The sequence below is a fragment of the Ruminococcus sp. AF17-22AC genome, from assembly GCF_003460065.1.
Classification (GTDB): Bacteria; Bacillota; Clostridia; order Lachnospirales; family Lachnospiraceae; genus Blautia_A.
This window is the reverse complement of the sequence record NZ_QRXT01000001.1, coordinates 592530-616872: the sequence shown is the minus strand read 5'-3', so window position 1 is coordinate 616872 and position 24343 is coordinate 592530. Positions and strand designations below refer to the sequence as shown.

The window sequence follows — 24343 nt, the reverse complement described above, 5'->3', positions numbered from 1 at the left end:
ATATGAGATATCATAATATAACCAAAGATGATATGCTGAACGGAGACGGGCTTCGGGTTGTTCTGTGGGTTGCCGGTTGCAATCACTGCTGCCGGGATTGCCAGAACCCGATCACCTGGGATCCAAATGGTGGACTTGCATTTACAGAAGCGGAGGAAGCCGAAATATTTACAGAGCTGGATAAAGATTATATCAGTGGGATCACTTTCTCAGGAGGTGATCCACTGCATCCATCGAACATTTCAGCAGTTACTGCTTTTGCGAAAAAAATCCGTGAAAGATATCCGGACAAGACAATCTGGCTGTATACCGGCTCTACATGGGAAGAAATTCAGAATGAAGCAGTTGTACAGTATCTGGATGTCTGTGTAGATGGAGAGTTTCAGGCTGACAAAGCAGATACCTCTCTTCGATGGAAAGGCTCTTCCAATCAGCGTGTCATTAATGTTCCCGCGACACTTCGCGAGGGAAAAATTGTTTTACATTGTGCAAATTAAGCAAGTTTAATTTGCAGATCAAAAGCAAAATACCTGTTATATAATGAGGCACAGGAGGAAGCATGAGACGAATCGCAAAATTTCATAAAGTAAGTCCTGCACAGTTTGCAAAGGACTGGAAAGATACTTTTCCGACAGCAGATGAGAAAGAAATTTTATCTGTTTACGAAAACATCCGTCTTCCATTAAGGGCAACCGCCGGAAGTGCCGGATATGATTTTTTTGCCCCTGTTGATATTACACTGGCCCCGGGAGAGACTGCAAAGATCCCGACTGGTATCCGCGTGGAAATGGAACAGGACTGGGTACTGAAATGTTACCCGAGAAGCGGACTTGGATTCAAATTCCGTCTCCAGTTAAATAATACAGTGGGAATCATTGACAGTGATTATTTCTATTCGGATAATGAAGGTCATATTTTCTCAAAGATCACAAATGACAGCAACGAAGATAAAACTGTCAGTATTGCAGCCGGTACAGGCTTTATGCAGGGAATCTTTGTAGAGTATGGAATCACGGTAGATGATGAAGCAACCGGAGTCCGCAATGGTGGATTCGGAAGCACCACAGAAAAGAAATAAGACGTAATTAAAATGGAGGTTTCAGCCGATAATGGCGGAAACCTCCGTTTTCTTTAATATAAAATAAATTATTCGAGCGGTGCACCGGCAGCTTCTGCTTTACGTGCATTGTCCAGCACGATATCAAAAGCTTCGGCAGCTTTTGCATATTCGTCATCGGATTCGATGTTTGCAAGGATCGGATCACCTTTCTCGGTACGGGAGAATTTGTAAAGATAAACTTCTCCGTCCTGATTCTGTCCGTTTTCGTCAAGTGGAAGCAGGGCAATATATTCCTGGGCATCTACCGGGAAGACAGTCAGAATTGCGCATTCGATCTCTGTGTTATCGTCCAGAGTCAGGGTGATGGTATTATGGCTTTCGGTGGAAGAATTGCTGCCGCAGTCCAGTCCGCAGGAAGCACAGTCGCTTGGCGTACAGCCATTTTTCAGTTCGTCACTCATTTGATTTTCCTCACTTTGTTTTCATTATCAGTCTATTTTAACAGATAACAGAAGCGAATACAACGGGAAAGCAAAAATGCCGGAGAAAAGACAGAGAAAATGCGTGAGAAGAAAATAAAAAAATGTGTTTAAACTGTATCGTGAATCATGTATAATGGAAATATCAGACATTTGATCGATTTGAAGGAGTAAATGAGACAATGAAATTGATTTCATGGAATGTAAATGGAATCAGAGCCTGTATTACAAAGGGTTTTGAGGATAGATTTAAGGAGCTGGATGCAGATATTTTCTGTCTGCAGGAGACGAAATGCCAGCAGGGACAGGTTGAGCTGGAGCTTCCGGGGTATCACCAGTACTGGAATTATGCGAACCGCAGAGGGTATTCCGGCACAGCCGTATTTACAAAGAAAGAGCCATTGTCGGTAGTAAATGGAATCGGGATAGAAGCGCACGACAAAGAAGGTCGTGTGATCACACTTGAATTTGAAGAATTTTATTTTGTTACAGTATATACACCGAATTCCCAGAGTGAACTGCGTCGCCTGGAATACAGAATGGAATGGGAACGGGATTTTCTGGCCTATCTTCTGAAATTGCAGGAAAAGAAGCCTGTGATCTGCTGTGGTGATATGAATGTGGCGCATCAGGAAATCGATCTGAAGAATCCGAAGACCAACCGCAAAAATGCAGGTTTTACCGATGAAGAACGAGCATGCTTTTCACGTATGCTGGAAAGCGGATTTGTTGATACTTTCCGCTATTTCTATCCAGATAAAGAAGGAATCTATTCCTGGTGGTCTTATCGCTTTAAGGCACGTGAAAAGAATGCAGGATGGAGAATCGATTATTTTATTGTATCTCCGTCGTTGAAAGACAGACTTCAGGATGCATCGATTCATACAGAAATTATGGGCTCAGATCATTGTCCGGTAGAACTGGATATTGATTTTGAGAAATAATGGATCTGAGCGAAATAAAGTGACAAGGAGAACCGGGAATGGAAAAAAAGAACAGAATCTGTGCGTATAAGGGAGATCCGGTAGTCCCCGGTGTAAACAAAAAGAAAAACGGCATTAATTTTGCAGTGGAGGTTCCAGGTGATACAGAAGCTTCACTGGTATTATATCGAAAGGGGGCTGCGGAACCGGAAACAGAGTTTCCTTTTACAGAGGAGTATCGCACCGGCAGGATGTGTGCGATGCTGGTAACCGGGTTGAGACCGGAACGATATGAATACAATTTCCGCATAGATGGAAAAATCGTACAGGATCCTTTTGCTTGCGTAATCCGTGGGCGCGAGAAATTTGGTGCGCCGTTATCGAAAGATGAACATGAGGTTCGCTGTGCATTTCTTTCAGAAAAAGAATATGACTGGGAGGGCGACACCGCACCGGAGATTCCGTACAGTGAAATGATCCTTTACAAAATACATGTACGTGGATATACCAGACAGGCGAAGCTTGCACTTCGAAAAAGAGGTACTTTTGCAGGACTTACTGAGATGATTCCGTACTGGAAAGAGCTTGGGATCAATGCGGTAGAACTGATGCCGGCATATGAATTTCAGGAATGTGTACAGGCAGATTATGCTGTGAATCTGGCAGTTCGTAAGAAATCCGATGACAGAATAAATTACTGGGGATATACCAGGGGATTTTATTTTGCACCGAAAGAATCTTACTGTGCTACGAAGGAACCGGACAGAGAGTTTCGCGATATGATCCGGGCATTGCACAAAGCAGGGATCGAGTGCATTATGGAAATGTATTTCCCTAAGGGAACACCTTCTTTGCAGATGATACGCTCACTGTGGTTCTGGAAACTTTATTATCATGTAGACGGTTTTCATCTGCTGGGAGATGGGGTGCAGCAGGATGTGATCGAGCGTGACCCAATCCTTTATGGAACAAAAAAGCTGTTTTCAAATGTTTCAGGGGAAGCAGATGCAGAAAATATGCTTGCAGAATATAATGCCGGATTTATGCTGGATATGAGACGTTTCCTTAAGAGTGATGAAGGAATGATCTCCGGCGCAGAGTTCCATGTGCGAAGAAATACCGGGAATTTTGGTACAGTAAATTATATGGCGGCGCAGGATGGTTTTACGCTGTATGATACTGTTTCTTATAATTATCGCCACAATGAAGCCAATGGCGAGGATAACCGGGATGGCAGTGAATTTAATTATTCATGGAACTGCGGAGTAGAAGGCAGTACGCGAAAGACGGCGGTACGCAGGATGAGAGAACAGCAGATGCGTAATGCGTTTCTGATGCTGCTGCTCAGTCAGGGTACACCAATGATCTATGGCGGAGATGAATTTGCAAATTCACAGGCTGGCAACAACAATGTATGGTGTCAGGACAATCCGACCGGATGGACCGACTGGAAAAATGCCAGAAGACATACCGGACTATCTTCTTTTGTGAAGGAGGCAATCGCTTTTCGCAAAAATCATCCGATTCTCCATATGCCGAAGGAAATGCGTGGTGTAGATTATATGGCAAAAGGTTTCCCGGATGTTTCTGTGCACGGAGAGCGCGCATGGTTTTTAAATCGCGATAATACGAGCCGCCTCCTTGGTATCATGTACTGCGGTGCCTATGCACAGAAGGACGATGGCACAGAAGATGATTTTCTTTATATAGGGATGAATTTTCACTGGGAAAAACGTAATATTGCACTCCCGAATCTTCCGGAGGGAATGAACTGGAAAAAGATAGCAGACACATCCGAGATGGGAGAACCGTGGTTCCGTGAACAGGAGGAACCATACAAAAAATCTGTCAAGATCAATCCACGAACGATCGTGGTGCTGACAGCAAGGCAGGAGGAATCAGAACATGCATCCGTGGCTCCACTTCAAAACGATAACGAGGCATAAACTTCTTGTAATGAAATATTGTTTCCGTATAGGGTTATATAAGCAGGGACTGCTTCACGATCTTTCAAAGTATTCTCCGACAGAATTTCTCGTGGGATGCAGATACTATCAGGGAACGAGAAGTCCGAATAATGCAGAGCGAGAAGACATAGGTGTATCTACTTCGTGGCTGCATCACAAGGGGCGCAATAAACATCATTTTGAACACTGGGTAGATTATTCCATTGATGGCGAGCATGTGATCATGGGTGCACAGATGCCGCGAAAATATGTAGCAGAGATGGTGGTCGACCGTATCAGTGCATCCAGAAATTATCTGGGAGATGCTTATGATGACAGCCAGCCGCTGGATTATTTCCTGAAAAGTAAAGAAAAGCTCTGGTTTATCCATCCGCAGACAAAGAAAGAACTTGAGGCACTTCTTCGTATTCTGAATGATCATGGAGAGGAAAAATTACTTCATTATATCAAATACAGATACCTCAGGGGTGAGACCAGAAAAATTAAATATTAAAAAGCAATTGCTTCAAAGCAGGATAAAGCCTTTTTCTATCGAAGAGCAGATAGAGAGAGGCTTTTTGTAATCTTATGTTAAAATAAAATTACAAACAGTATATAACAGTTGACAACAGTAATATGCTGTTATATACTGTTTATCAAGGAGGGATGCATATGAACCTGATTATCAATCATACTTCCATGGAACCAATTTATGAGCAGATTATTGCACAGATCAAGGCTGGAATAATCAATGGAACGCTTGTTTCGGGAGAAGCACTTCCGTCAGTGAGGGCACTGTCCAGAGACTTAAAGATCAGTGCACTTACGGTAAAAAAAGCATATGACAGTCTGGAGTCGGAAGGAATGGTGGTAACCGTCCATGGAAAAGGCAGTTTTATTGCAGCTACGAATCAGGAACTTCTGATGGAAGAGCGGCGAAGGGAACTGGAAAAAGAACTGGAAGCAGCAGTGCGCAAAGCGCGGATCGGAGGACTGACCGCACAGGAAATCTGCGAAACATTTCAGATTATAATGGAGGATGGGGAATGTTAATACAGTTGGATCATGTGAAAAAAGAATATGAGGATTTTACACTTGAACTGGATATGCATATACCGGAAAACAGAGTGACTGGTCTGATCGGTGCAAATGGAGCCGGTAAAAGTACGACATTTAAACTGATGCTGGGATTAATCCGGCCGGACGCAGGAGACGTGAAAGTGTTTGGGAAAAAAGCGGGAGAGCTGAGTGCAGAAGACAGGCAAAAGCTTGGAACTGTTTTTTCGGACAGCGGTTTTTCAGAATACCTGACAGTGCAGCAGGTGGGCAGAATTATGCAGGAATTTTACCCGGACTTTGAGCCGGAACAGTTTTACAGACGGTGTGAGTACTTTCATATTCCACAGAAGAAAAAAATAAAAGAGTTTTCTACCGGAATGAAGGCCAAACTGAAAATTCTGCTGGCAGTCAGCCACGACAGTCGTCTTTTGATTCTTGATGAGCCAACGGCAGGTCTGGATGTGATTGCAAGAGAAGAGATTCTGGATATTCTGCGGGGTTACATGGAAGTGCCGGGACGGTCTGTTGTACTCAGTTCACATATTTCCGGAGATCTTGAACATTTTTGTGATGATCTGTACATGATCGATAAGGGGAAAATAGTACTGCATGAAGATACAGACCGCATTATGGAAGAGTATGGATTGCTCAAAATGTCGGAGCAGGAATTCACCGGACTTGATAAAGAATATCTTCTTCGTGTCAGAAAAGAATCCTTTGGTTATAGCTGTCTGACAGATCAGAGAACCTATTATCTGGAAAATTATCCGATGATTGTCAATGAAAAAGGAAATATAGATGAAGTAATCGCTATGCTTGTGAAGGGGGAAAGGGTATGAGAGGATTATTGCGGAAAGATCTGGAACTTGCAAGATTAAACATCAAAATATGGAGAGTCCTGTTTCTTATAGGAGTGATATATTTGTTCAGTGGCAAAAGCATGGATGGTGGCAGCTTTTTTACTGCATATATGATGTTTGTGAGCATTGGACTGTCTGCCGGAACAATTTCTTATGATACATCAGATCACGGGATGCAATTTCTTTTGACACTGCCTGTGACACGCAGAGAATACGTGAAGGAAAAATATCTTTTCTGTATCGGCCTGACTACAGTGCTTGGAGTAATCTCTTTGTTGATCAGTATGCTGGTCTATAGGAAGGTTAATATGGAATTACTGGTAAGTGCGGGCGCTGTTTTTTACTGCGCAATATTGTGTCTGGCATTGATGCTGCCGTTGAGACTGAAATACGGAGACAGAGTAAGAATTCTTATGGGAGGTCTTGCCGTTGCTGTTTTTGCAGTCATTGCTTTGTGTAATGAAATACTGCAGAAGCTTCATATAAACGGAAATGTGGAGGATTTTTCCTTCGCCCGGAATAGAGCCTGGATTGCAGTTGGGATGGTGATTGTATGCGTTGGCTGCCTGGGGATTTCCATAAAAAGCAGTGAACATATTATGGAGAAGATGGAAGAATTTTAATTATGTCATTTATGATTCAATTTAGTCAAAATATATAAAAATGACTAAATTAAAATTGTTGATGACAAAATTGAATTGCAAAGAAACCAGTTCAAAAAAACAGGAGAATCATTTTATGAATAAAAATCAGATTTTTATAAAGAGTGGGACAGAATACAAAAAGATGACAAAGGAGCTTCTTGCAGAAAGCAATCTTGCAGAACTGATCGGTGACCGGAATAAAATGGTCGGGATCAAACCGAATCTGGTGTCGCCGTCCGATCCGTCCGAGGGCGGCACCACACATCCGGAAATCGTAGCCGGGATTTTGGAATATCTGAAAGAAAATGGCTTTCAGAATATTATGATCCTGGAGGGATCCTGGGTGGGAGATCGTACAGCGGATGCTTTTGAAGTCTGTGGATATCGCAGTCTCTGTGAGGATTATGATGTCAGATTTTATGACACACAGAAAGATAAGAGCTATGTGAAAAACTGCAGCGGACTGGAACTGAAAATCTGCGAGAGTGTAAAAAAAGTCGATTTTCTTATCAATGTGCCGGTCATGAAAGGACACTGTCAGACAAAAATCACCTGTGCGCTTAAAAACATGAAAGGGCTGATTCCAAACACAGAAAAAAGACACTTTCATGCAATGGGACTGCACAAGCCGATCGCACATCTGAATACAGGGATACATCAGGACTTTATTGTGGTTGATAATATCTGCGGAGATCTGGATTTTGAAGACGGAGGCAATCCGGTTGTGATGAACCGCATCTGGACTGCGATGGATCCGGTACTGGTTGATGCCTGTGTCTGCAAACAGTTACATTATGAAGCAGAAGAAGTACCATATGTAAAAATGTCAGCAGAACTTGGCGTGGGCTGCGCTGATATTTCAAAAGCAGACATCCAGCTCCTTGGAGAAGCAGCAGAACATCACATTGCAGAACGACGAAAAGTAGTCGATGTGGCAGATGCAGTAGAAGAAGTAGAATCCTGCAGCGCCTGCTACGGCTACCTGATTCCGGCACTTGATATGCTGAAACAAGAAGGCCTCTTCGAAAAACTCCACGAAAAAATATGTATCGGACAGGGCTACCGTGGAAAGACTGGCGAACTCGGTGTCGGCCATTGCACCCGAAACTTCCGATGCCACGTAGAAGGCTGCCCGCCAACCGAAACTCAGATCTACGAATATTTGAAAGATTACATTGCAAAGCATTCTTAAAGAAGAAGCCAGAATTTATTTACATTATTAAAGGACGGAGATAAGTTGCTTTTTTATCTTTAGAGGACTACTTAAGATTTCAGTAACAGGAACTTACACTTTCTTTTGAATGCTCTCTTAAATTATTGAATACACTCACGGCAGGAAACCTCACTCCTCCCAATTTCAAAGTTCAAGAGCCGGAAGCCATATTAATTTAATTATTTGTACTCACAGAAAGAACCCTGAGCAGGAAGTCTCGCAGACATCTGCAGAAGTCGTGCAATTTCTTAGATATGTTCTGGCTGTATTATCCCCTGAAATCGTACTGTTCGAGCAAAATGCGAGTTTACGATTTCAGGGGATGCCTTTTACAGACAGGTCATATCTTAGAAATTACCGACGACGAAGTCGTCTGCGAACTCCCTGTTCAGGGTTCTTTCGTGAATTATATAATAATATCCTTCCAGCTCGTTACCTGCAATCTCATCTACTTCTTCATTGCAGCTTCCTTCAGAATCTTCACAATCTCCTCCAGACTGAACTTACTGCTGTCAATACACAGATCATACTGTCCCATATCCAGCCACTTCTGATCCGTGAAAAACTCAAAATACGCACGACGTTCCTTGTCCATTCTCTTAACAAGTTTCCTTGCACTCTTTTCCTCACGATCCAGCCGTTTCATAACTGTCTGTACACGGTCTTCAAATGGTGCATAGATAAAAACTTTCAGAGCATGGTCAGTGAGAATGTTGTTTGCACACCTGCCGACGATCACACAGTCTTCATGATCGCTTAAAGAAAGAATGATGTCCCTCTGGATGCCAAACAGAACATCATTCATGGGGATCGGATAACGGTCAACACCGATCTGCAGCTCACTGTCAATAGGGAATCCCCATGGACTTGGCCGCTTTTCATCCACTTCTGCAAACTGACTGAGCGGAACCTGCTTTTTTCTGCTTGCCAGCTCGATCAGTTCCCGGTCATAAAATCCGATTCCCATTTCTTCGGCAAGAGCCTTTCCGATTATCCGTCCATTACTTCCATACATACGATTGATTGTGATAATACGTTTACTCATATAGCTGCCTCCTCTCAAAGAATCAAACTTTTATTTGCTTTTATCATAGTACAATTTTTGGAAAATTTCAATAAAAAAACAAAATAAAATGATAATAAAATATCACACTTGCAATAAAACTGACGAATTAAAATGAGTTTTAAGGTATCTTTAAGGTTAATTCATCTGCCTTTCACAGTTCTCTCAAGAAGTAAACACATCTTTTCGTTAAAGTAATAATCAGAAACAGAGAAAAAGGAATCCCCCAAAGTTATAAATGGAGGAAAAGGATGTTTAAAAAAGGAAAGCAGCGGCAAAAAAGCCGATCGAGGCACTTCGCTATACCGGTTAAAACCGTATCCAAGTTGCTGTGAACAGTAACGATTGTCGGATTTGAGGGACAAACGTCGAACGAAAATGATTGACCATACAGAGGCATGAAAGTTATAATGATCCTGTCAGGGAAAACAGTACTGGAAAAAATTACTTGACATATCTACGCATATTAAATATAATTTTCTTATGCATTACAGAAATGTTACAAAAAGTTAAAAACACGAAACAGTAACGAAAAAAGTAATGACAAAGATGCAAGGAATGTTTGAGTATGAGAAAAACAGGATTAACAAAACAGCATAACAGAAAGGATAAAGACGGCAAAGTACAGAATTCTTCCCTTCATGGATTTGTATCACTGAGCGTCTGTGCGCTTACAGTACTGACTGTGACCGGCGGATGTAAGCTTATCGGAAGCGGAAGACAGAATCAGGTTTATGCTGCATCTGAGCAGAAAAGCAGCACATATACGGTCTATACGGATGATTCTCTGCCAACCGGAATTGCAGGTGTGGTTTCAGGAGTAAATGCAACACCGTCAGCCGGTATGACCGTCAAGCGTATCGGTATTTCCTGTGATGATGTGATTGTTGGTCAGCGTGTCAGCAAAGTTACCAGCAGTGCGGTGGAGATGAATGTCAGCGACTCGATGACGACCACAGTAGATAACTTTGATGCGCAGGTGCTTTCTCATTCTTCTTCTGCGAAGATGATGTCGGATGAGGATTATGAGAATCTTCTGCAGATCGTAGAGGCAGAAGCAGGCACAGAGGACATTAAAGGTCGCGTTCTGGTAGCAAATGTCATCATGAACCGTATCAAATATCCGGAGTTTCCGAATAATGCGACAGATGTCATCTGGCAGTATATAGATGGTGTGGCACAGTTTTCACCGGTAGCTGATGGACGTATTTCTGAAGTAGTCCCTACCAACGAAACAAAAGAGGCTGTTAAGCAGGCACTGGAAGGTGTGGATTATTCAGAGGGTGCGCTGTTCTTTATCCAGAAATCAGCAGCAGCCAAGAATAACATTCGGTGGTTTGATAAGAACCTTAAAAAGCTGTTTAAGCATGGTGTGCATGAATTTTATACATATCCTGAGGCAGTTCAGCAGTAAAATACATAAAGAAAACGCAGTGGGTTCCGGGGATACTAAGTGTTTCACCGGAATCTTTTTTGTTTGACAGGAATTATAAAAAATACTTTTTGGGAATGTTCTGTAATTTGCTATGGAATTTTACACGGCAACGTGGTATACTGTGACCAAAAATGAAACAAACCCGAAGAAAGGCAGGAAGGATACATGCAGGTATTATACAAGAGCACAAGAGGCAAAGGCGAAACAGTAACTGCTTCCATGGCAATTTTAAAAGGACTTTCTGAAGATGGAGGTCTGTTTGTACCCACTGAGATTCCGAAACTGGATGTGCCGGCAGAAAAGCTTGCACAGATGACATATCAGGAAACTGCATATGAAGTTATGAGCCGTTTCCTTACAGACTTTACAGAAGAAGAGCTGAAAAACTGTATTGCAAGTGCATACGATGAGAAGTTTGATACTTCTGAGATCGCACCGCTTCATGAGGCAGATGGGGCATATTATCTGGAACTGTTTCATGGTGCGACGATTGCATTTAAAGATATGGCACTTTCTATCCTGCCTCATCTTATGACAACTGCTGCAAAGAAAAATGCAGTCAAAAATGAAATCGTAATCCTTACTGCAACATCCGGCGATACCGGAAAGGCGGCACTTGCAGGTTTTGCGGATGTTCCGGGAACCAGAATCATCGTATTCTATCCGAAACACGGTGTCAGCCCGATTCAGGAAAAGCAGATGGTAACGCAGAAGGGTGACAACACTTATGTAGTTGGAATTACCGGAAACTTTGACGATGCGCAGACAGCAGTCAAGAAGATGTTCAACGACCGTGAGCTTGCAGCAGAACTTGATGGTGCCGGATTCCAGTTTTCCTCCGCAAACTCCATCAATATCGGAAGGCTGGTTCCACAGATTGTTTATTATGTATATGCTTACTCCAGACTGGTCGGACAGGGCAAAGTAAAAGCAGGAGACAAGATCAATGTTGTAGTTCCGACAGGTAACTTCGGAAATATTCTTGCTGCTTACTATGCAAAACAGATGGGACTTCCAATCAATAAACTGGTTTGTGCATCCAATGAGAATAAAGTCCTTTTTGATTTCTTCCGTACAGGAACTTATGACAGAAAGAGAGACTTTATCCTTACCACTTCTCCGTCCATGGATATTCTGATTTCCAGCAATCTGGAACGTCTGATCTATCGTCTGACAGGCGAAGATGCACAGAAGTGTGCAGAACTGATGCAGTCATTAAGTGAAGGCGGAGAATATACAATCACTGATGAAATGAAAAAAGGTCTTGCAGATTTCTATGGAAATTACTGCAGCGAAGAAGAAACAAAAGAAACCATCCATAATGTTTACAAAAACAGTGATTATGTGATTGATCCTCATACAGCTGTTGCGGCAGGCGTTTATAAGAAATATCTGAAGGATACAGACGATCATACTGTAACGGTGATTGCATCTACAGCAAGTCCGTACAAATTCACAAGAAGCGTAATGGATGCTGTTGCAGATAAAGAAGACAAAGATGATTTTGCACTGGCAGATCAGCTTTCTGCCATTTCCGGTGTCAAAGTGCCGAAAGCAGTAGAAGAAATCCGTACAGCACCGGTACTGCATGATATTGTGGTAGATGCACCGGATATGCCGGATACTGTCAAAAAAGTTCTCGGCATTCACTGATTTAACAAACACAGAAAAGAATGTTGCTGTGAACAGTAACAAAAGAATCTTTTTACAGAAACTTTTTCCAGTATTATGTGTTGAAAAATCACATATAATAGAGTACAATAAAAAAAGAAAATAACTTCTGGAATGTGCGAGACCCCTTTTTTATTTGAACCTACATTGACAAATAGGGACTCCTACATTGTTGAAGTGATGTCAGACCTCTCGTTGTGGTAGGCAGATCTTCAGTTGCGGACACCCATCCTGGCTTAGGCTAGGCGTCAAATGGAAGGGAACGGCATTCCGGATCTTAAAGAAATGAGTCATAGAGATATGGCTCTTTTTTTGAAGATGTATTATGTATAGTCAGGTTTGGGAGGAAATTATGGTAACAAAACGAACATTTGGAAAATTATCATCAGGAGAAGAAATTCAGATTTTCCATCTGGAAAATAAAGCCGGTGCTTATGCAGAAATTTCACAGTTTGGTGCAATTCTGGTAAAGCTTTGTGTACCGGACAGAGAAGGTAAACTTACAGATGTAGTTCTGGGGTATGATGATCTTGCGGGCTATGAGGTTAACGGATGCTTCTTTGGCGCGACGATCGGAAGAAGCGGAAACCGTATTGCTGATTCCAGATTTGTGCTGGACGGACAGGAAATCACCCTTACACCGAATGAGGGCAAAAACAATCTGCACAGTGGACCGAATGGTTTTGAGAAAAAAATCTGGAATGCGGCAGAGATTTCCGAGGACAAAAATGCAGTGACATTTTCGAGAATCAGTCCGGATGGAGAAAATGGATTCCCGGGAGAATTTCAGGTTTCTGTTACATATGAAATGACAGAAAATAATGAGCTTCGGATCGTATACGGAGGTGTCTGTGACAGGACAACAGTCGCCAATATGACCAATCATTCTTATTTCAACTTGGCAGGAGAAGGCAGTGGCAAGGCAATGGATCAGTACCTGACGATTCATGCAGAAGCTTATACACCTGTTGGAGAGGGATCTATTCCACTTGGAGAGAATGCACCGGTTGAAGGTACCCCGATGGATTTCCGCACACCACATCAGATTGGTGATGAGATTGAAGCCGACTTCGAGCAGTTAAAGATTACAGGCGGCTATGATCATAACTATGTGACCGATTATTATAACAAAGCCAGTGTCCGTGAGATTGCCCGTGCATGGTCCGAAAAGACCGGTATAGAGATGAGTGTACTGAGTGACTGCCCATGCGTGCAGTTCTATGCAGCCAACTTTGTAGAAAACGAGCATGGTAAGAACGGACATGTCTACAATCAGAGAGAAGCGTTCTGCCTGGAAACACAGGTAGAGCCGAATGCAGTCAATGTAGAAGCGTTCCATTCCCCGGTTCTGGATGCTGGTGAGCGATATTATTCCGAGACCATTTATTGTTTCTCCGTCAGAAAATAAATAAAAGTTATTTTTCCGGCTTTCTTCATATAATGCAGTATGAAGAAGGTCGGATTTTTTATTGGAATAAGTATGATTTTTTATAGTGCTGCAGTGGCAAAATGTGTGGCAGAAATTTATGCAGAAGTGCCGGATCCGGTAATTCGTGTGCTGATATCGGATAGTGATTTTCAGTCATATTATCACCCGATGGTGACGGTCGCTTATAACGGCAGGGAAATACGATATGAAGCAGAAGAACTTCAAAAGCAAAAAACAACCATACGTATTCCGGCGCAAAAAGATGGCATCTGTATTCAATCATTGAAGCGCCAGGATGGTGCACCGGTATATCATGGGAGTATGGAGCTAATACCGGATGAGCAGGGAATTCTACTGGTAAATGAACTGTGTCTGGAAGAATATCTGAAAGGTGTTGTACCAAGTGAAATGCCGTCATCGTATTCGCTTGAAGCACTGAAAGCACAGGCGGTATGTGCAAGAACCTATGCATGGAAACAGATACAGGAGGGCAGACTGACAGAGTATGATGCGGATGTGGATGACAGCGTGAGCTTTCAGGTGTATGGAAATGTTCGGCCACAGGATTCCACGACACAGGCTGTCGAAGAAACAAAGGGGCAGATCATATGTCAGAATGGAGAAGCCATCGATGCATATTATTTTTCGACTTCGGCAGGTGTGACCAGCACGGATGAAATCTGGGGTGCTGCAAAGGCTGCTTCTTATCTGAAAAGTGTTCCCTGTAAATTTGATGAACGGGAACCGTGGAGCCGCTGGTCCGTTGAAATTCCGTGGGAAAATATAGAAAAGCGGGCAGAAGCATATCAGGATAAAAAGGATGCTTTGACAGCAATTACGGTAAATGCAAGAAATGAAAGCGGAGCAGTAACCGATCTTACGGTGAGTATGAAAGAAGACTCTTTTGAATTAAAAAATGAATATGAAATCCGGCAGTTCTTTTCTCCGGAAGGCTGCACGATCACAGAAAAGGATGGCACAGAGACTGAAGGAGGAAAACTGTTGCCGAGTGCATATTTTGAACTGGAAATGAAAAAAGGTGAATCTGTGAAGATTACAGGCGGCGGTTACGGGCATGGTGTGGGAATGAGCCAGACGGCGGCAAATGTGATGGCAGAAGAGGGTTACGACTACAGGATAATTCTGGATTATTTTTTCAAAAATATTACAATTGAAAATCTGGGATGACAGAAATATGATTTCATGGTAAAATGTACAACAAACATATTTGACCCTGGGAGAAAAAATATGGAAAAAAAATCAGAAAAAGGCACGATAGCGCTGATCCTGGGTTTCATAAAGCGTATGCAGGAGGATCATATCGGTGCATATGCTGCGCAGGCGGCATATTTCCTGATCATGTCGTTTATTCCTTTTGTGCTGGTGCTTACCGCACTTGTACAGTATACACCGCTTACTTACCGGATGCTCAGACAGGTGATCATCGGGTTTGTACCGGATAATTTACAGGATTTTGTACTCAAGATCATCGCAGAAGTATTCACGAAGAGTGCAGCAGTCGTACCGATTTCCGGTCTGTTCGCACTGTGGTCTTCCGGCAAGGGCATGCAGTCCCTGATTGCGGGACTGAACGTGATCTATCACGTAAAAGAAACTCGAAACTGGCTGACGAACCGGTTGTATTCGATGTTGTATATGTTTTTGTTTATTATTGCGATTATTACCAGTCTTCTGCTTCTGGTTATGGGTAACCGGATACATGCGGAACTGGTTGTTCACATGCCATTACTCGGGAAGGTAGTAGGGAGAATTTTGAGTGCCAAGACATTTCTTGTTTTTGTTGTACTCTTTCTTGTTTTTCTTGTATTGTACAGATACCTGCCAAACAGAAAAGCATCCCTGAAGAGTCAGGTGCCGGGGGCATTTATCATTGCTGTGGCATGGTCAATGTTTTCCTATTTCTTTTCATTGTATTTTACATTTTTTCCGAATTTCAGTAATATGTACGGAAGTCTGTCTGCACTGATCATGGTTATGCTGTGGCTTTATGTATGCATGAATCTCTTGCTTTACGGGGCAGAATTAAATGCATATTTTGAAAAACAGTTCCGCCAGGCACAGTATACTGTATGGCAGCAGATAAAAAAACTGCTTGACAGATTTTTGGCGCTGTGGCATCATAAAGCTTGATAAGCGAAAAGCTGTGAAGGCGTTTCAGGAAATTGTTTTCTTACAGAGAGAGGGAGTCATCGGCTGTAAGCTCCTTTAAGTTCAGACAGTTTCTTAATTTCCCGCCGGAGCCTCGTTTCTGAACTTTCAGTAGGAAGCGACGTGGGTGCGCGTTAAGCATGACTCAAGTGCCTGTGGATAATTCCATGGGAAGCAGGGTGGTACCGCGGTTATAATTCCGTCCCTTTTTAGGGACGGATTTTTTTTATGTTAAAAAAAGGAGAGTAAAACCATGGATATGAAGGAAAGACTTCAGGAATTAGCTGAAGCAGCCAGAAAACGGATCGAGGAATCAGATCGTCCGGAAAGGCTGAATGAAGTAAAAGTTGCTTACCTTGGCAAAAAGGGTGAGCTGACTGCAATCTTAAAGAGTATGAAAGATGTTGCTCCGGAAGATCGTCCGAAAGTAGGTCAGATGGTAAATGAGACCCGTGTGAAGATTGAAGAACATCTGGAAGCAACCAGAAAGAAACTGGAAGAAGCACTTCGTGAAGAAAAAATGAAAGCAGAAGTGATCGACGTTACACTTCCGGCAAAGAAAGCAATGATCGGTCATCGTCATCCAAACAGCATTGCACTCGAAGAAGTAGAGCGTATTTTCATCGGAATGGGCTACGAAGTAGTAGAGGGTCCGGAAGTGGAATATGCAGATTATAACTTTACAAAACTGAACATTCCGGAAGATCATCCGGCAAGAGATGAGCAGGATACATTCTTTATCAATGATTCTATCCTTCTTCGTTCCCAGACTTCCCCGGTACAGGCGCGTACCATGGAAAAAGGCAAACTGCCGATTCGTATGATCGCACCGGGACGTGTATTCCGTTCTGACGAAGTAGATGCAACACATTCTCCGTCCTTCCATCAGATCGAAGGTCTTGTCATCGACAAGAATATTACATTTGCAGATCTTAAAGGAACTCTGCAGGAGTTTGCACAGGAACTGTTCGGACCGGAGACAAAGACAAAATTCAGACCACATCATTTCCCGTTTACAGAGCCGAGTGCAGAGGTTGATGTTTCATGCTTTAAATGTGGCGGAAAAGGCTGCCGTTTCTGTAAAGGTTCCGGCTGGATCGAAATCCTCGGCTGCGGTACCGTTCACCCGAACGTACTTAGAATGTGTGGAATCGATCCTGATGAATATACCGGATTTGCATTTGGCGTAGGTCTGGAACGTATCGCGCTCCTGAAATATGAAATCGATGACATGCGTCTTCTTTATGAGAATGATGTCAGATTTTTAAAACAATTCTAGTTCAATTCAACAGAATTAATTTAAATGAACTTTATTCGAAAGGTGGATATAAAACATGAATACATCAATGTCCTGGATTAAAATGTATGTGCCGGATCTGGATGTAACAGCCCAGAAATACACAGATGCCATGACACTGTCAGGAACAAAAGTGGAAGGCTTCGAAAAACTGGATGCAGATCTGGACAAGATCGTGATCGGACAGATTGAAAAAATAGAAAAACATCCTGATGCAGATAAACTGATCATCTGTCAGGTGAATATCGGAACAGAGACTGTTCAGATCGTAACAGGTGCTCCGAACGTCAAAGAAGGAGATAAAGTACCGGTTGTTCTGGACGGCGGTCGTGTTGCCGGTGGTCATGACGGTAAAATGACTTCTGGCGGGATCAAAATCAAAAAGGGAAAACTCAGAGGCGTAGAATCCTGCGGTATGATGTGCTCAATCGAAGAACTGGGAAGTTCAAGAGAAATGTATCCGGAAGCACCGGAATACGGCATTTACATTTTCCCGGAAGATGCGGTAGTAGGAGAAAGTGCAATCAAAGCACTTGGTCTTGATGATGTTGTTATCGAATATGAGATCACATCCAACCGTGTAGACTGCTATGGAGTACTTGGAATTGCAAGAGAAGCAGCTGCTACTTTTGATAAGAAATTCATTCCTCCTGTAGTCAAAGAAACAGGAAACGATGAAAAAGCATCTGACTATATCAAAGTTACTGTAGAAGATCCGGAACTTTGTCCGAGATATACAGCAAGAGTTGTAAAAAATGTCAAGATCGGCCCGTCACCGAAATGGATGCAGAGATGCCTGGCTTCCAACGGCATCCGTCCGATCAACAATCTTGTAGACATTACAAACTATGTTATGGAAGAGTACGGACAGCCGATGCATGCATACGATCTGGATACCATCGAAGGAAGAGAAATCATTGTACGTCGTGCGAAAACCGGAGAGAAATTTGTAACACTGGATGGTCAGGAACGTGAGATGGACGATCAGGTTCTGATGATCTGCGATGGCAGAAAGGCTGTCGGTATCGCAGGTATCATGGGTGGCGAAAACTCCATGATCACAGACAATGTGCATACGGTTCTGTTTGAGGCAGCATGCTTCAATGGTACAAATATCCGTCTTTCTTCAAAGAGAATCGGACTTCGTACCGATGCATCCGGTAAATTCGAAAAAGGTCTTGACCCGAACAATGCCAAAGCAGCAATCGACCGTGCCTGCCAGCTTATGGAAGAACTGGGAGCAGGTGAAGTTGTAGGCGGATGTGTAGATATCTGTAATGAGACGAGAGAACCTTCCAGAGTACCGTTTGAGCCGGAGCGCATCAATGCACTTCTCGGAACAGACCTTACAAAAGAAGAAATGCTTGCATACCTTGCAAAAGTTGAACTGACACTGGATCCGGAGACAAACGAGATCGTAGCACCTACTTTCCGTCAGGATATCCACTGCATGGCAGACGTAGCAGAGGAAGTTGCAAGATTCTTCGGATATGACAAGATCCCGACCACACTTCCAAATGGAGAAGCTACCACAGGTAAACTTCCGTTCAAACTCCGCATTGAGAATGTGGCAAGAGATATCGCAGAATACTGTGGATTCTCCGAAGGAATGACGTATTCTTTCGAAAGCCCGAAGGTATTTGATAAACTTCGCATTCCGCAGGACAGTGATCTTCGTAAAGTTATTACGATCAGTAATCCGCTTGGTGAAGATTACAGTATCATGCGTACGACCACACTGCATGGTATGCTGTCTTCTCTGGCAACAAACTACAACAGAAGAAACAAAGGTGTTCGTCTGTACGAGATCGGTAAAGTTTATCTGCCGAAGGCACTTCCGCTGACTGAGCTTCCGGATGAAAGGACACACTTTACTCTTGGTATGTACGGAGCTGGTGATTTCTTTGATATGAAGGGTGTTGTAGAAGAATTCTTCGAAAAATCCGGCATGAAGAAGAAAGTTCACTATACACCGGACAGCAATAAGACATACCTGCATCCGGGCAGACAGGCCAACATCAGCTATGAAGGCAAAGTAGTCGGCTATCTCGGTGAGGTACATCCGATCGTTGCAGATAATTATGGAATCGGAGAAAGAACATATGTCGCAGTGATCGATATTCAGGATATCCTTGAATTCTGTGGATTCAACCACAAATTCAGCGGAATTGCCAAATATCCGGCAGTTACCCGTGACTTAAGTATGGTTGTTCCGAAACATGTGCTTGCTGGACAGATCGAAGACGTTCTGGAGCAGAGAGGCGGAAAGATTCTTGAATCTTATCAGCTCTTTGATATCTATGAAGGTGCACAGATCAAAGCCGGATACAAATCCATGGCTTATTCTGTTGTATTCCGTGATCATGACAAGACTCTGGAAGAGGCTGAGATCACAGCCGCAATGAAAAAAATCCTGAATGGTCTGACAGACCTTGGAATCGAGCTGAGAAGCTGATGAAACTTTATGTTGTACGGCACGGGGAAACCGTGTGGAACGAACTCCACAAAGTGCAGGGAACGGCGGATATCCCACTTGCAGAGAAGGGAATCGAGCTTGCAGAGAAAACGGGTGAAGCATTAAAAGAAGTCCCGTTTGATCTCTGCATCACAAGCCCTCTTGTGAGAGCGCGAAGGACGGCAGAACTGATCCTTGAAAAGCAGCCACATAAGGTGCCGGTCATCGAGGACAAAAGAATCCAGGAGATCAATTTTGGCGAACTGGAAGGGGTTGTCTGCTTTACAGATGAGCATGTATTTCTGAATGAGCAGATGGAGAAGTTTTTTAATGATCCATGGAAATTTGAACGTCCGAAGAACGGAGAAAATATTTCAGATATTCTTGCTCGGACAAAAGAATTCTGGGAAGAAGTAACCGGCAATCCGGATTATCAGCACAAAACGATTCTGATCGCATCACACGGCTGTGCAGTGCGTGCGCTTTTACAGAACATTTATCAGGATCCGCAAGACTTCTGGCATGGACATGTCCCGCCGAACTGTGGTGTGAATATCGTTGAAGTAAAAGATGGTGAGGCTGTGCTTTTGGAAGAAGATAAAGTATATGCATAATGAGACGGGCGGTTCGAAAAGAATCGCCTGTTTTTTTGCCGGAAATATGAAAAATTTGTGAGAAACGGGTAAAGTCAGGAAAACAGCTTGTTCGTAAAAATATGATATGATATGATAGAAAAGGCAGAAAATAGTACGAAATCAATGCTTTTTGCGAAGAAATACGAATAAAAATGAACACTACAGGGAGGTTGGCTATGAGGAAAAAAATCATGAATGTCGTGTTGTTTCTGGCTGTGTTTGCAGCCGCTCTCGGAATGACATTGTACGTAGGCAACAGTGCGGCAAGCGTGCTGATCTACAACTTTATTTTTCTCGGTATCATTGCAGTTGTCTATATCGTGGGGCTGTTTGGCGGAATGTTTCGCATGAATAAGCTTTCGCTTGCATTGAAGGATGCGGCGGACGAGCTGGAGGATGCCTTTAAAATGCCGGGAAGAGTAGCACCGGATAAAGTGGCATCACTGAACGGGATTTTTCACCATTCCTATCTGGATAGCAAGATGAAGGCATTTACAGACAGTATTGCGAAGAGTCAGGAAGGAATCGTGGACATCGAAGAATTTCTGAATGAGGATGACCTCGATATGCATGTGCATAAGCGACTTCTGGAAATGGCGCCGGATCTTTTTACCAGTATTGGTATCCTGGGTACCTTCGTAGGTCTGGTATGGGGACTTAAGGATTTCCAGCCGTCGGATTATGAGGCAATGACAAGTTCTGTCTCTTCTCTGGTCGATGGTATCAAGGTTGCATTCCTGACATCTATTTACGGTATTGCATTTTCCATCGTTTATACTTCAGGAATGAAGAGCGAATATTCATCTATGACAGAAAATCTTCAGCTGTTTCTTGATCGCTTTCATACATATGTCATGCCAAGCGCAGAGAGTGAGTCAATGAACCTTCTGGTTGCAAGCCAGAAGAATCAGACGGCGGCCATGAATCAGATGGCAGAGCAGTTTTCAGTAAAAATGGCGGACAGTTTTGAAAAGGTTATTACACCAACTTTCAAAAAAATGAATGATTCTCTGGATACACTGGTTGATTCCGTGACCAGATGCCAGGAAGATGCGGTAAAAGAGATTCTGGATGCATTCCTGAAAGAAATGAATGCGTCATTTGAAACACAGTTTGCAGATTTCGGGAAAGCACTTACTCAGCTGAAAGATGCACAGACGGACAATGTAAACTATACGACAAACCTCTATCAGGCTATGAGCAAGCAGCTCAATGATGCTTATGTAGAGCATGAGACTACAATGAAAAAGATGCTTGAAGAGTCCGTAAGTATTCAGAAAGAATACATTTCTGTGGCTGACCGTATTGTACGGGATAATCAGACAATCCAGAAACAGCAGCAGGCAGATTACCAGCATCTTGCGGATTATCTTAAGGAAGCAGAGACCTCTTCTGCAAAATTCTGGGTTGCATGTAACCAGACCATGCAGAAATATGTCGAGGCTGCAGCGCAGGGAATGGAACGTATTTCCGCAGCGAGCAAAGGTAATGCGGATGTGGCAAAAGCAAATCGTGAAGTTGTTGAGGCGTTTGAACAGAAACTTCAGGATTTTGCGCAGTATCAGAAACTGTCCTGTAGGACTATGGAACAGGTTCGTCGTCTGCTTGCAGATATCTCGGCGACAGGAAGCGGAAATAATGTTCAGCTCAGTGGTGGACAGATTGCACAGAGAGAAACGCTGGAACAGCTTCAGGAAACAATTCAGGAGCAGGGCGAACAGCAGCAGGAACTTCTGGAAGAGATTTCCAGAAATATCCGTGAACTTTCCAAAGGTGTACAGAAAGGTAAATTCGGTTTATTCAGATAAAAGGAGAAGCAGATGCGCAAAAAGAAAAAATCAGAAGGAAATGGATTTAACGTCTGGCGTTCTTATTCTGATATGATGGCAGGTGTGCTCCTGCTCTTTGTGCTGATCATGTGTGTGACGCTTTTTCAGGCACAGAAAAGCTATAACGAAAGTCTGCAGGAGCGTGATGAAAAGATTGCGATGCAGGAGCAGTACACGCAGGAACTTCTGGATAAACAGAATGCCATTGATGAAAAGAATGAGACGCTGCAGAATCAGGATGAACAGTTAAAGAGTCAGGATGAGCAGCTTGCCGAGCAGCAGAAACAGCTGGAGGCTCTCGCTGCAAAACTGAAAGAACAGGAATCAACACTGAATGCACAGCAGACAGCACTTGACGAGAAGACAGCACAGCTGAAAGACCAGCAGGCGCAGATCGATCAGATTATCGGTGTAAAGGCTGATGTTATTGAGGCACTGAAAAATGAATTTTCCAAAAATAATATAAATGTTGACATTGATGCACAGACCGGTGCGCTGACTCTGGAAGCGAGTGTAATGTTTGATTATGATCAGGCCGAGCTGACCGATTCCGGTAAACAGGCACTGGAACAGATACTTCCAATCTACTGTAAAGTACTTCTGCAGGATGATTACAAAGATTACCTTGCAGAGATCATTATCGATGGATATACAGATACAGACGGAGATTACAGTTACAATCTGCAGCTGTCTCAGCAGAGATCACTGGCAGTGGCACAGTATCTGATTGATATTCAGGGTAATTTCCTGAATGACGAGCAGTCACAGGAGCTCGAGAAGTACCTGACAGTCAACGGACATTCCATGGCAAATCCGGTGTTGGATGCAGACGGAAATGTAGATAAAGATGCATCCAGACGAGTAGAAGTCAAATTCCGTCTGAAAGACGAAGAAATGATTGACGAACTGAATCAGCTTCTTGCAGGTACAGCCAGCCAGTCAGATACCGCGGATCAGACAGATGCGGAAAATACAGAAAACAATTAAAAACTTCTTGCATTAGCAGGGAGAGTATAGTATAATCAACAATGTTGTAAAAAAGATGGTCCTCTGTTACAGTCGTATGTATTAAGAACATCCAGATAAGAATAGGAGAGAATAAAATGAACGACATTATCAAAAACATCGAAGCTGCTCAGTTAAAAGCAGAAGTACCGGAGTTTCGTGTAGGTGACACAGTAAGAGTACACGCTCTGATCAAAGAAGGAAACCGTGAGAGAATTCAGATCTTTGAAGGAACTGTTCTTAAGAGACAGGGTGGAAGCACCAGAGAAACTTTCACAGTAAGAAAGAGCTCCAATGGTGTAGGCGTTGAGAAAACATGGCCGCTTCATTCCCCACACGTTGTTAAAGTAGAAGTTATCCGTCATGGTAAAGTTCGCCGTGCTAAGCTGAACTACCTGAGAGATCGTGTAGGTAAAGCTGCTAAAGTTAAAGAACGCGTTAGATAAGAAAATTTCAAAGGTTTCAGAAGCAGGGACAATAACGACAGCTATTGTCCCTCTTTTTGCATTGCATATTGAAGAGGTGTCGGTGGCACGTCCACTGATTATACTGTGATTCCATTATGGGAGAATGAATATGGATATAAAAAACTGGAAACAAAGTCCCAAAATTCAGGAAGCAAAAGAAAAACTGGAAGATGAAAAAGTACGCGGCTTTATGCGCTGGGTGTTTGAAATCGTTGTTACACTGGTACTGGCTGCGATGGTTGGTATTATGCTGTTTCAGACAGTGACGATGCAGGAAAGTTCGATGGAACCGACGATTGCGGTTGGTGACCGTTTTTTTATAAACCGTGTGGTATATAAATTCTCTTCCCCAAAAAGAGGAGATCTGATCGTGTTTCGAACGAATGCCAGTGATGATGCAGCACTGCATATCCGGCGTGTGATCGGACTTCCGGGAGAGACAATCCAGATTTCGGGTGGACGGATCCTGATAGATGGGGAAGCATATAAAGAGGGCAAAGATTTTCCTATGATCAGCAATCCGGGGCTTGCGTCCAGTTCCATTACGTTGGAATCCGGTGAATATTTTGTCCTTGGAGATAATCGGAACAACAGTGAAGACAGCCGTTATGCAGATATCGGTATGGTAAAGAAACGTTATATCGCAGGCAAAATCTGGTTTACGTGTGCGCCCTTTGAAAAACTGGGATTTACGAAAGGTTAGG

General features: G+C 43.1%; 23 protein-coding genes, 1 other RNA gene and 1 other annotated feature. Of the genes, 22 read left to right on the top strand and 2 right to left on the bottom strand.

Features of this window, described 5'->3' with window-relative positions; all coding sequences use genetic code 11:
• The first annotated feature begins 2 nt into the window (after positions 1-2).
• Positions 3-497 carry an anaerobic ribonucleoside-triphosphate reductase activating protein gene (gene nrdG, locus DWW86_RS03120; protein ID WP_072521027.1) on the top strand — a complete coding sequence of 165 codons (495 nt, stop codon included), beginning with the start codon at positions 3-5 and terminating at the stop codon, positions 495-497.
• A gap of 62 nt (positions 498-559) precedes the next feature.
• Positions 560-1078 (top strand): dCTP deaminase/dUTPase family protein, encoded by a 519-nt coding sequence (locus tag DWW86_RS03115; RefSeq protein ID WP_015542974.1) that lies wholly within the window; start codon positions 560-562, stop codon positions 1076-1078.
• A 68-nt stretch (positions 1079-1146) separates the two neighbouring features.
• Here DWW86_RS03115 and DWW86_RS03110 read toward each other — a convergent pair whose 3' ends face one another.
• Positions 1147-1521, bottom strand: coding sequence for a DUF1292 domain-containing protein (locus DWW86_RS03110; protein ID WP_117942230.1), 375 nt, complete (start codon positions 1519-1521; stop codon positions 1147-1149).
• 200 nt (positions 1522-1721) lie between these two features.
• Between DWW86_RS03110 and DWW86_RS03105 the strand changes: the two genes are divergently transcribed.
• The 7 genes from DWW86_RS03105 to DWW86_RS03075 all read left to right on the top strand — a co-directional run bounded on the left by DWW86_RS03105 (position 1722) and on the right by DWW86_RS03075 (position 8163).
• Positions 1722-2483, top strand: coding sequence for an exodeoxyribonuclease III (locus DWW86_RS03105; RefSeq protein WP_072521029.1), 762 nt, complete (start codon positions 1722-1724; stop codon positions 2481-2483).
• 38 nt (positions 2484-2521) lie between these two features.
• Positions 2522-4408, top strand: a complete 1887-nt coding sequence (locus DWW86_RS03100; protein WP_117942229.1) for a Type II secretory pathway, pullulanase PulA and related glycosidase — start codon at positions 2522-2524, stop codon at positions 4406-4408.
• The gene (locus DWW86_RS03095) at positions 4368-4922 is read left to right on the top strand and encodes a DUF5662 family protein (protein WP_117942228.1); all 555 of its coding nucleotides are present in this window, start codon (positions 4368-4370) and stop codon (positions 4920-4922) included. Before DWW86_RS03100 ends, DWW86_RS03095 begins: the two co-directional genes overlap by 41 nt.
• A 158-nt stretch (positions 4923-5080) precedes the next feature.
• Positions 5081-5461 (top strand): GntR family transcriptional regulator, encoded by a 381-nt coding sequence (locus DWW86_RS03090; protein ID WP_015542969.1) that lies wholly within the window; start codon positions 5081-5083, stop codon positions 5459-5461.
• Positions 5455-6306, top strand: a complete 852-nt coding sequence (locus tag DWW86_RS03085; protein ID WP_117942227.1) for an ABC transporter ATP-binding protein — start codon at positions 5455-5457, stop codon at positions 6304-6306. The genes DWW86_RS03090 and DWW86_RS03085 overlap by 7 nt, the downstream gene beginning before the upstream one ends.
• On the top strand, positions 6303-6950 hold the full coding sequence (locus tag DWW86_RS03080; RefSeq protein WP_117942226.1) for an ABC-2 transporter permease: 648 nt from the start codon (positions 6303-6305) through the stop codon (positions 6948-6950). Before DWW86_RS03085 ends, DWW86_RS03080 begins: the two co-directional genes overlap by 4 nt.
• 115 nt (positions 6951-7065) lie before the next feature.
• A complete protein-coding gene (locus tag DWW86_RS03075; protein WP_117942225.1) occupies positions 7066-8163 on the top strand; it encodes a DUF362 domain-containing protein in 1098 nt (365 codons plus the stop codon).
• 469 nt (positions 8164-8632) lie between these two features.
• On the opposite strand, the gene DWW86_RS03070 is transcribed toward DWW86_RS03075, so the two are convergent.
• Positions 8633-9229, bottom strand: coding sequence for a cytidylate kinase-like family protein (locus DWW86_RS03070; RefSeq protein ID WP_117942224.1), 597 nt, complete (start codon positions 9227-9229; stop codon positions 8633-8635).
• Positions 9230-9815: 586 nt separating this feature from the next.
• Between DWW86_RS03070 and DWW86_RS03065 the strand changes: the two genes are divergently transcribed.
• From DWW86_RS03065 to lepB, 13 genes are all read left to right on the top strand, one after another.
• The gene (locus tag DWW86_RS03065) at positions 9816-10661 is read left to right on the top strand and encodes a cell wall hydrolase (protein ID WP_117942223.1); all 846 of its coding nucleotides are present in this window, start codon (positions 9816-9818) and stop codon (positions 10659-10661) included.
• Between the two features lie 186 nt (positions 10662-10847).
• Positions 10848-12335 (top strand): threonine synthase, encoded by a 1488-nt coding sequence (gene thrC, locus DWW86_RS03060; RefSeq protein WP_117942222.1) that lies wholly within the window; start codon positions 10848-10850, stop codon positions 12333-12335.
• Positions 12336-12456: 121 nt separating this feature from the next.
• A non-coding RNA gene (gene ssrS / locus DWW86_RS03055) (6S RNA) lies at positions 12457-12634 on the top strand.
• Between the two features lie 71 nt (positions 12635-12705).
• Positions 12706-13761: an aldose epimerase family protein gene (locus DWW86_RS03050; RefSeq protein ID WP_083585455.1), complete on the top strand. Its 1056-nt coding sequence runs from the start codon at positions 12706-12708 to the stop codon at positions 13759-13761.
• A 72-nt stretch (positions 13762-13833) separates the two neighbouring features.
• Positions 13834-14970 carry a SpoIID/LytB domain-containing protein gene (locus tag DWW86_RS03045; protein ID WP_117942221.1) on the top strand — a complete coding sequence of 379 codons (1137 nt, stop codon included), beginning with the start codon at positions 13834-13836 and terminating at the stop codon, positions 14968-14970.
• A gap of 60 nt (positions 14971-15030) precedes the next feature.
• Positions 15031-15933: a YihY/virulence factor BrkB family protein gene (locus DWW86_RS03040; RefSeq protein WP_117942220.1), complete on the top strand. Its 903-nt coding sequence runs from the start codon at positions 15031-15033 to the stop codon at positions 15931-15933.
• Between the two features lie 4 nt (positions 15934-15937).
• Positions 15938-16161 (top strand) — a binding site (T-box leader).
• 49 nt (positions 16162-16210) lie between these two features.
• Complete coding sequence (pheS, locus tag DWW86_RS03035; RefSeq protein ID WP_072523307.1) at positions 16211-17230, top strand: phenylalanine--tRNA ligase subunit alpha; 1020 nt, start codon at positions 16211-16213, stop codon at positions 17228-17230.
• A gap of 55 nt (positions 17231-17285) precedes the next feature.
• Entirely contained in the window at positions 17286-19703 is a 2418-nt protein-coding gene (gene pheT, locus DWW86_RS03030) for a phenylalanine--tRNA ligase subunit beta (RefSeq protein WP_117942219.1), read from the top strand.
• Complete coding sequence (locus tag DWW86_RS03025) at positions 19703-20317, top strand: histidine phosphatase family protein (protein WP_117942218.1); 615 nt, start codon at positions 19703-19705, stop codon at positions 20315-20317. The genes pheT and DWW86_RS03025 overlap by 1 nt, the downstream gene beginning before the upstream one ends.
• Before the next feature lie 197 nt (positions 20318-20514).
• On the top strand, positions 20515-22146 hold the full coding sequence (locus DWW86_RS03020; protein WP_117942217.1) for an anti-phage protein ZorA-like protein: 1632 nt from the start codon (positions 20515-20517) through the stop codon (positions 22144-22146).
• Positions 22147-22158: 12 nt separating this feature from the next.
• Complete coding sequence (locus DWW86_RS03015) at positions 22159-23154, top strand: OmpA family protein (RefSeq protein WP_072521042.1); 996 nt, start codon at positions 22159-22161, stop codon at positions 23152-23154.
• A 116-nt stretch (positions 23155-23270) separates the two neighbouring features.
• Positions 23271-23618 carry a 50S ribosomal protein L19 gene (gene rplS / locus DWW86_RS03010; protein ID WP_015542902.1) on the top strand — a complete coding sequence of 116 codons (348 nt, stop codon included), beginning with the start codon at positions 23271-23273 and terminating at the stop codon, positions 23616-23618.
• Between the two features lie 130 nt (positions 23619-23748).
• Entirely contained in the window at positions 23749-24342 is a 594-nt protein-coding gene (gene lepB / locus DWW86_RS03005; protein ID WP_072521043.1) for a signal peptidase I, read from the top strand.
• The last annotated feature ends 1 nt before the right edge of the window (position 24343 follow it).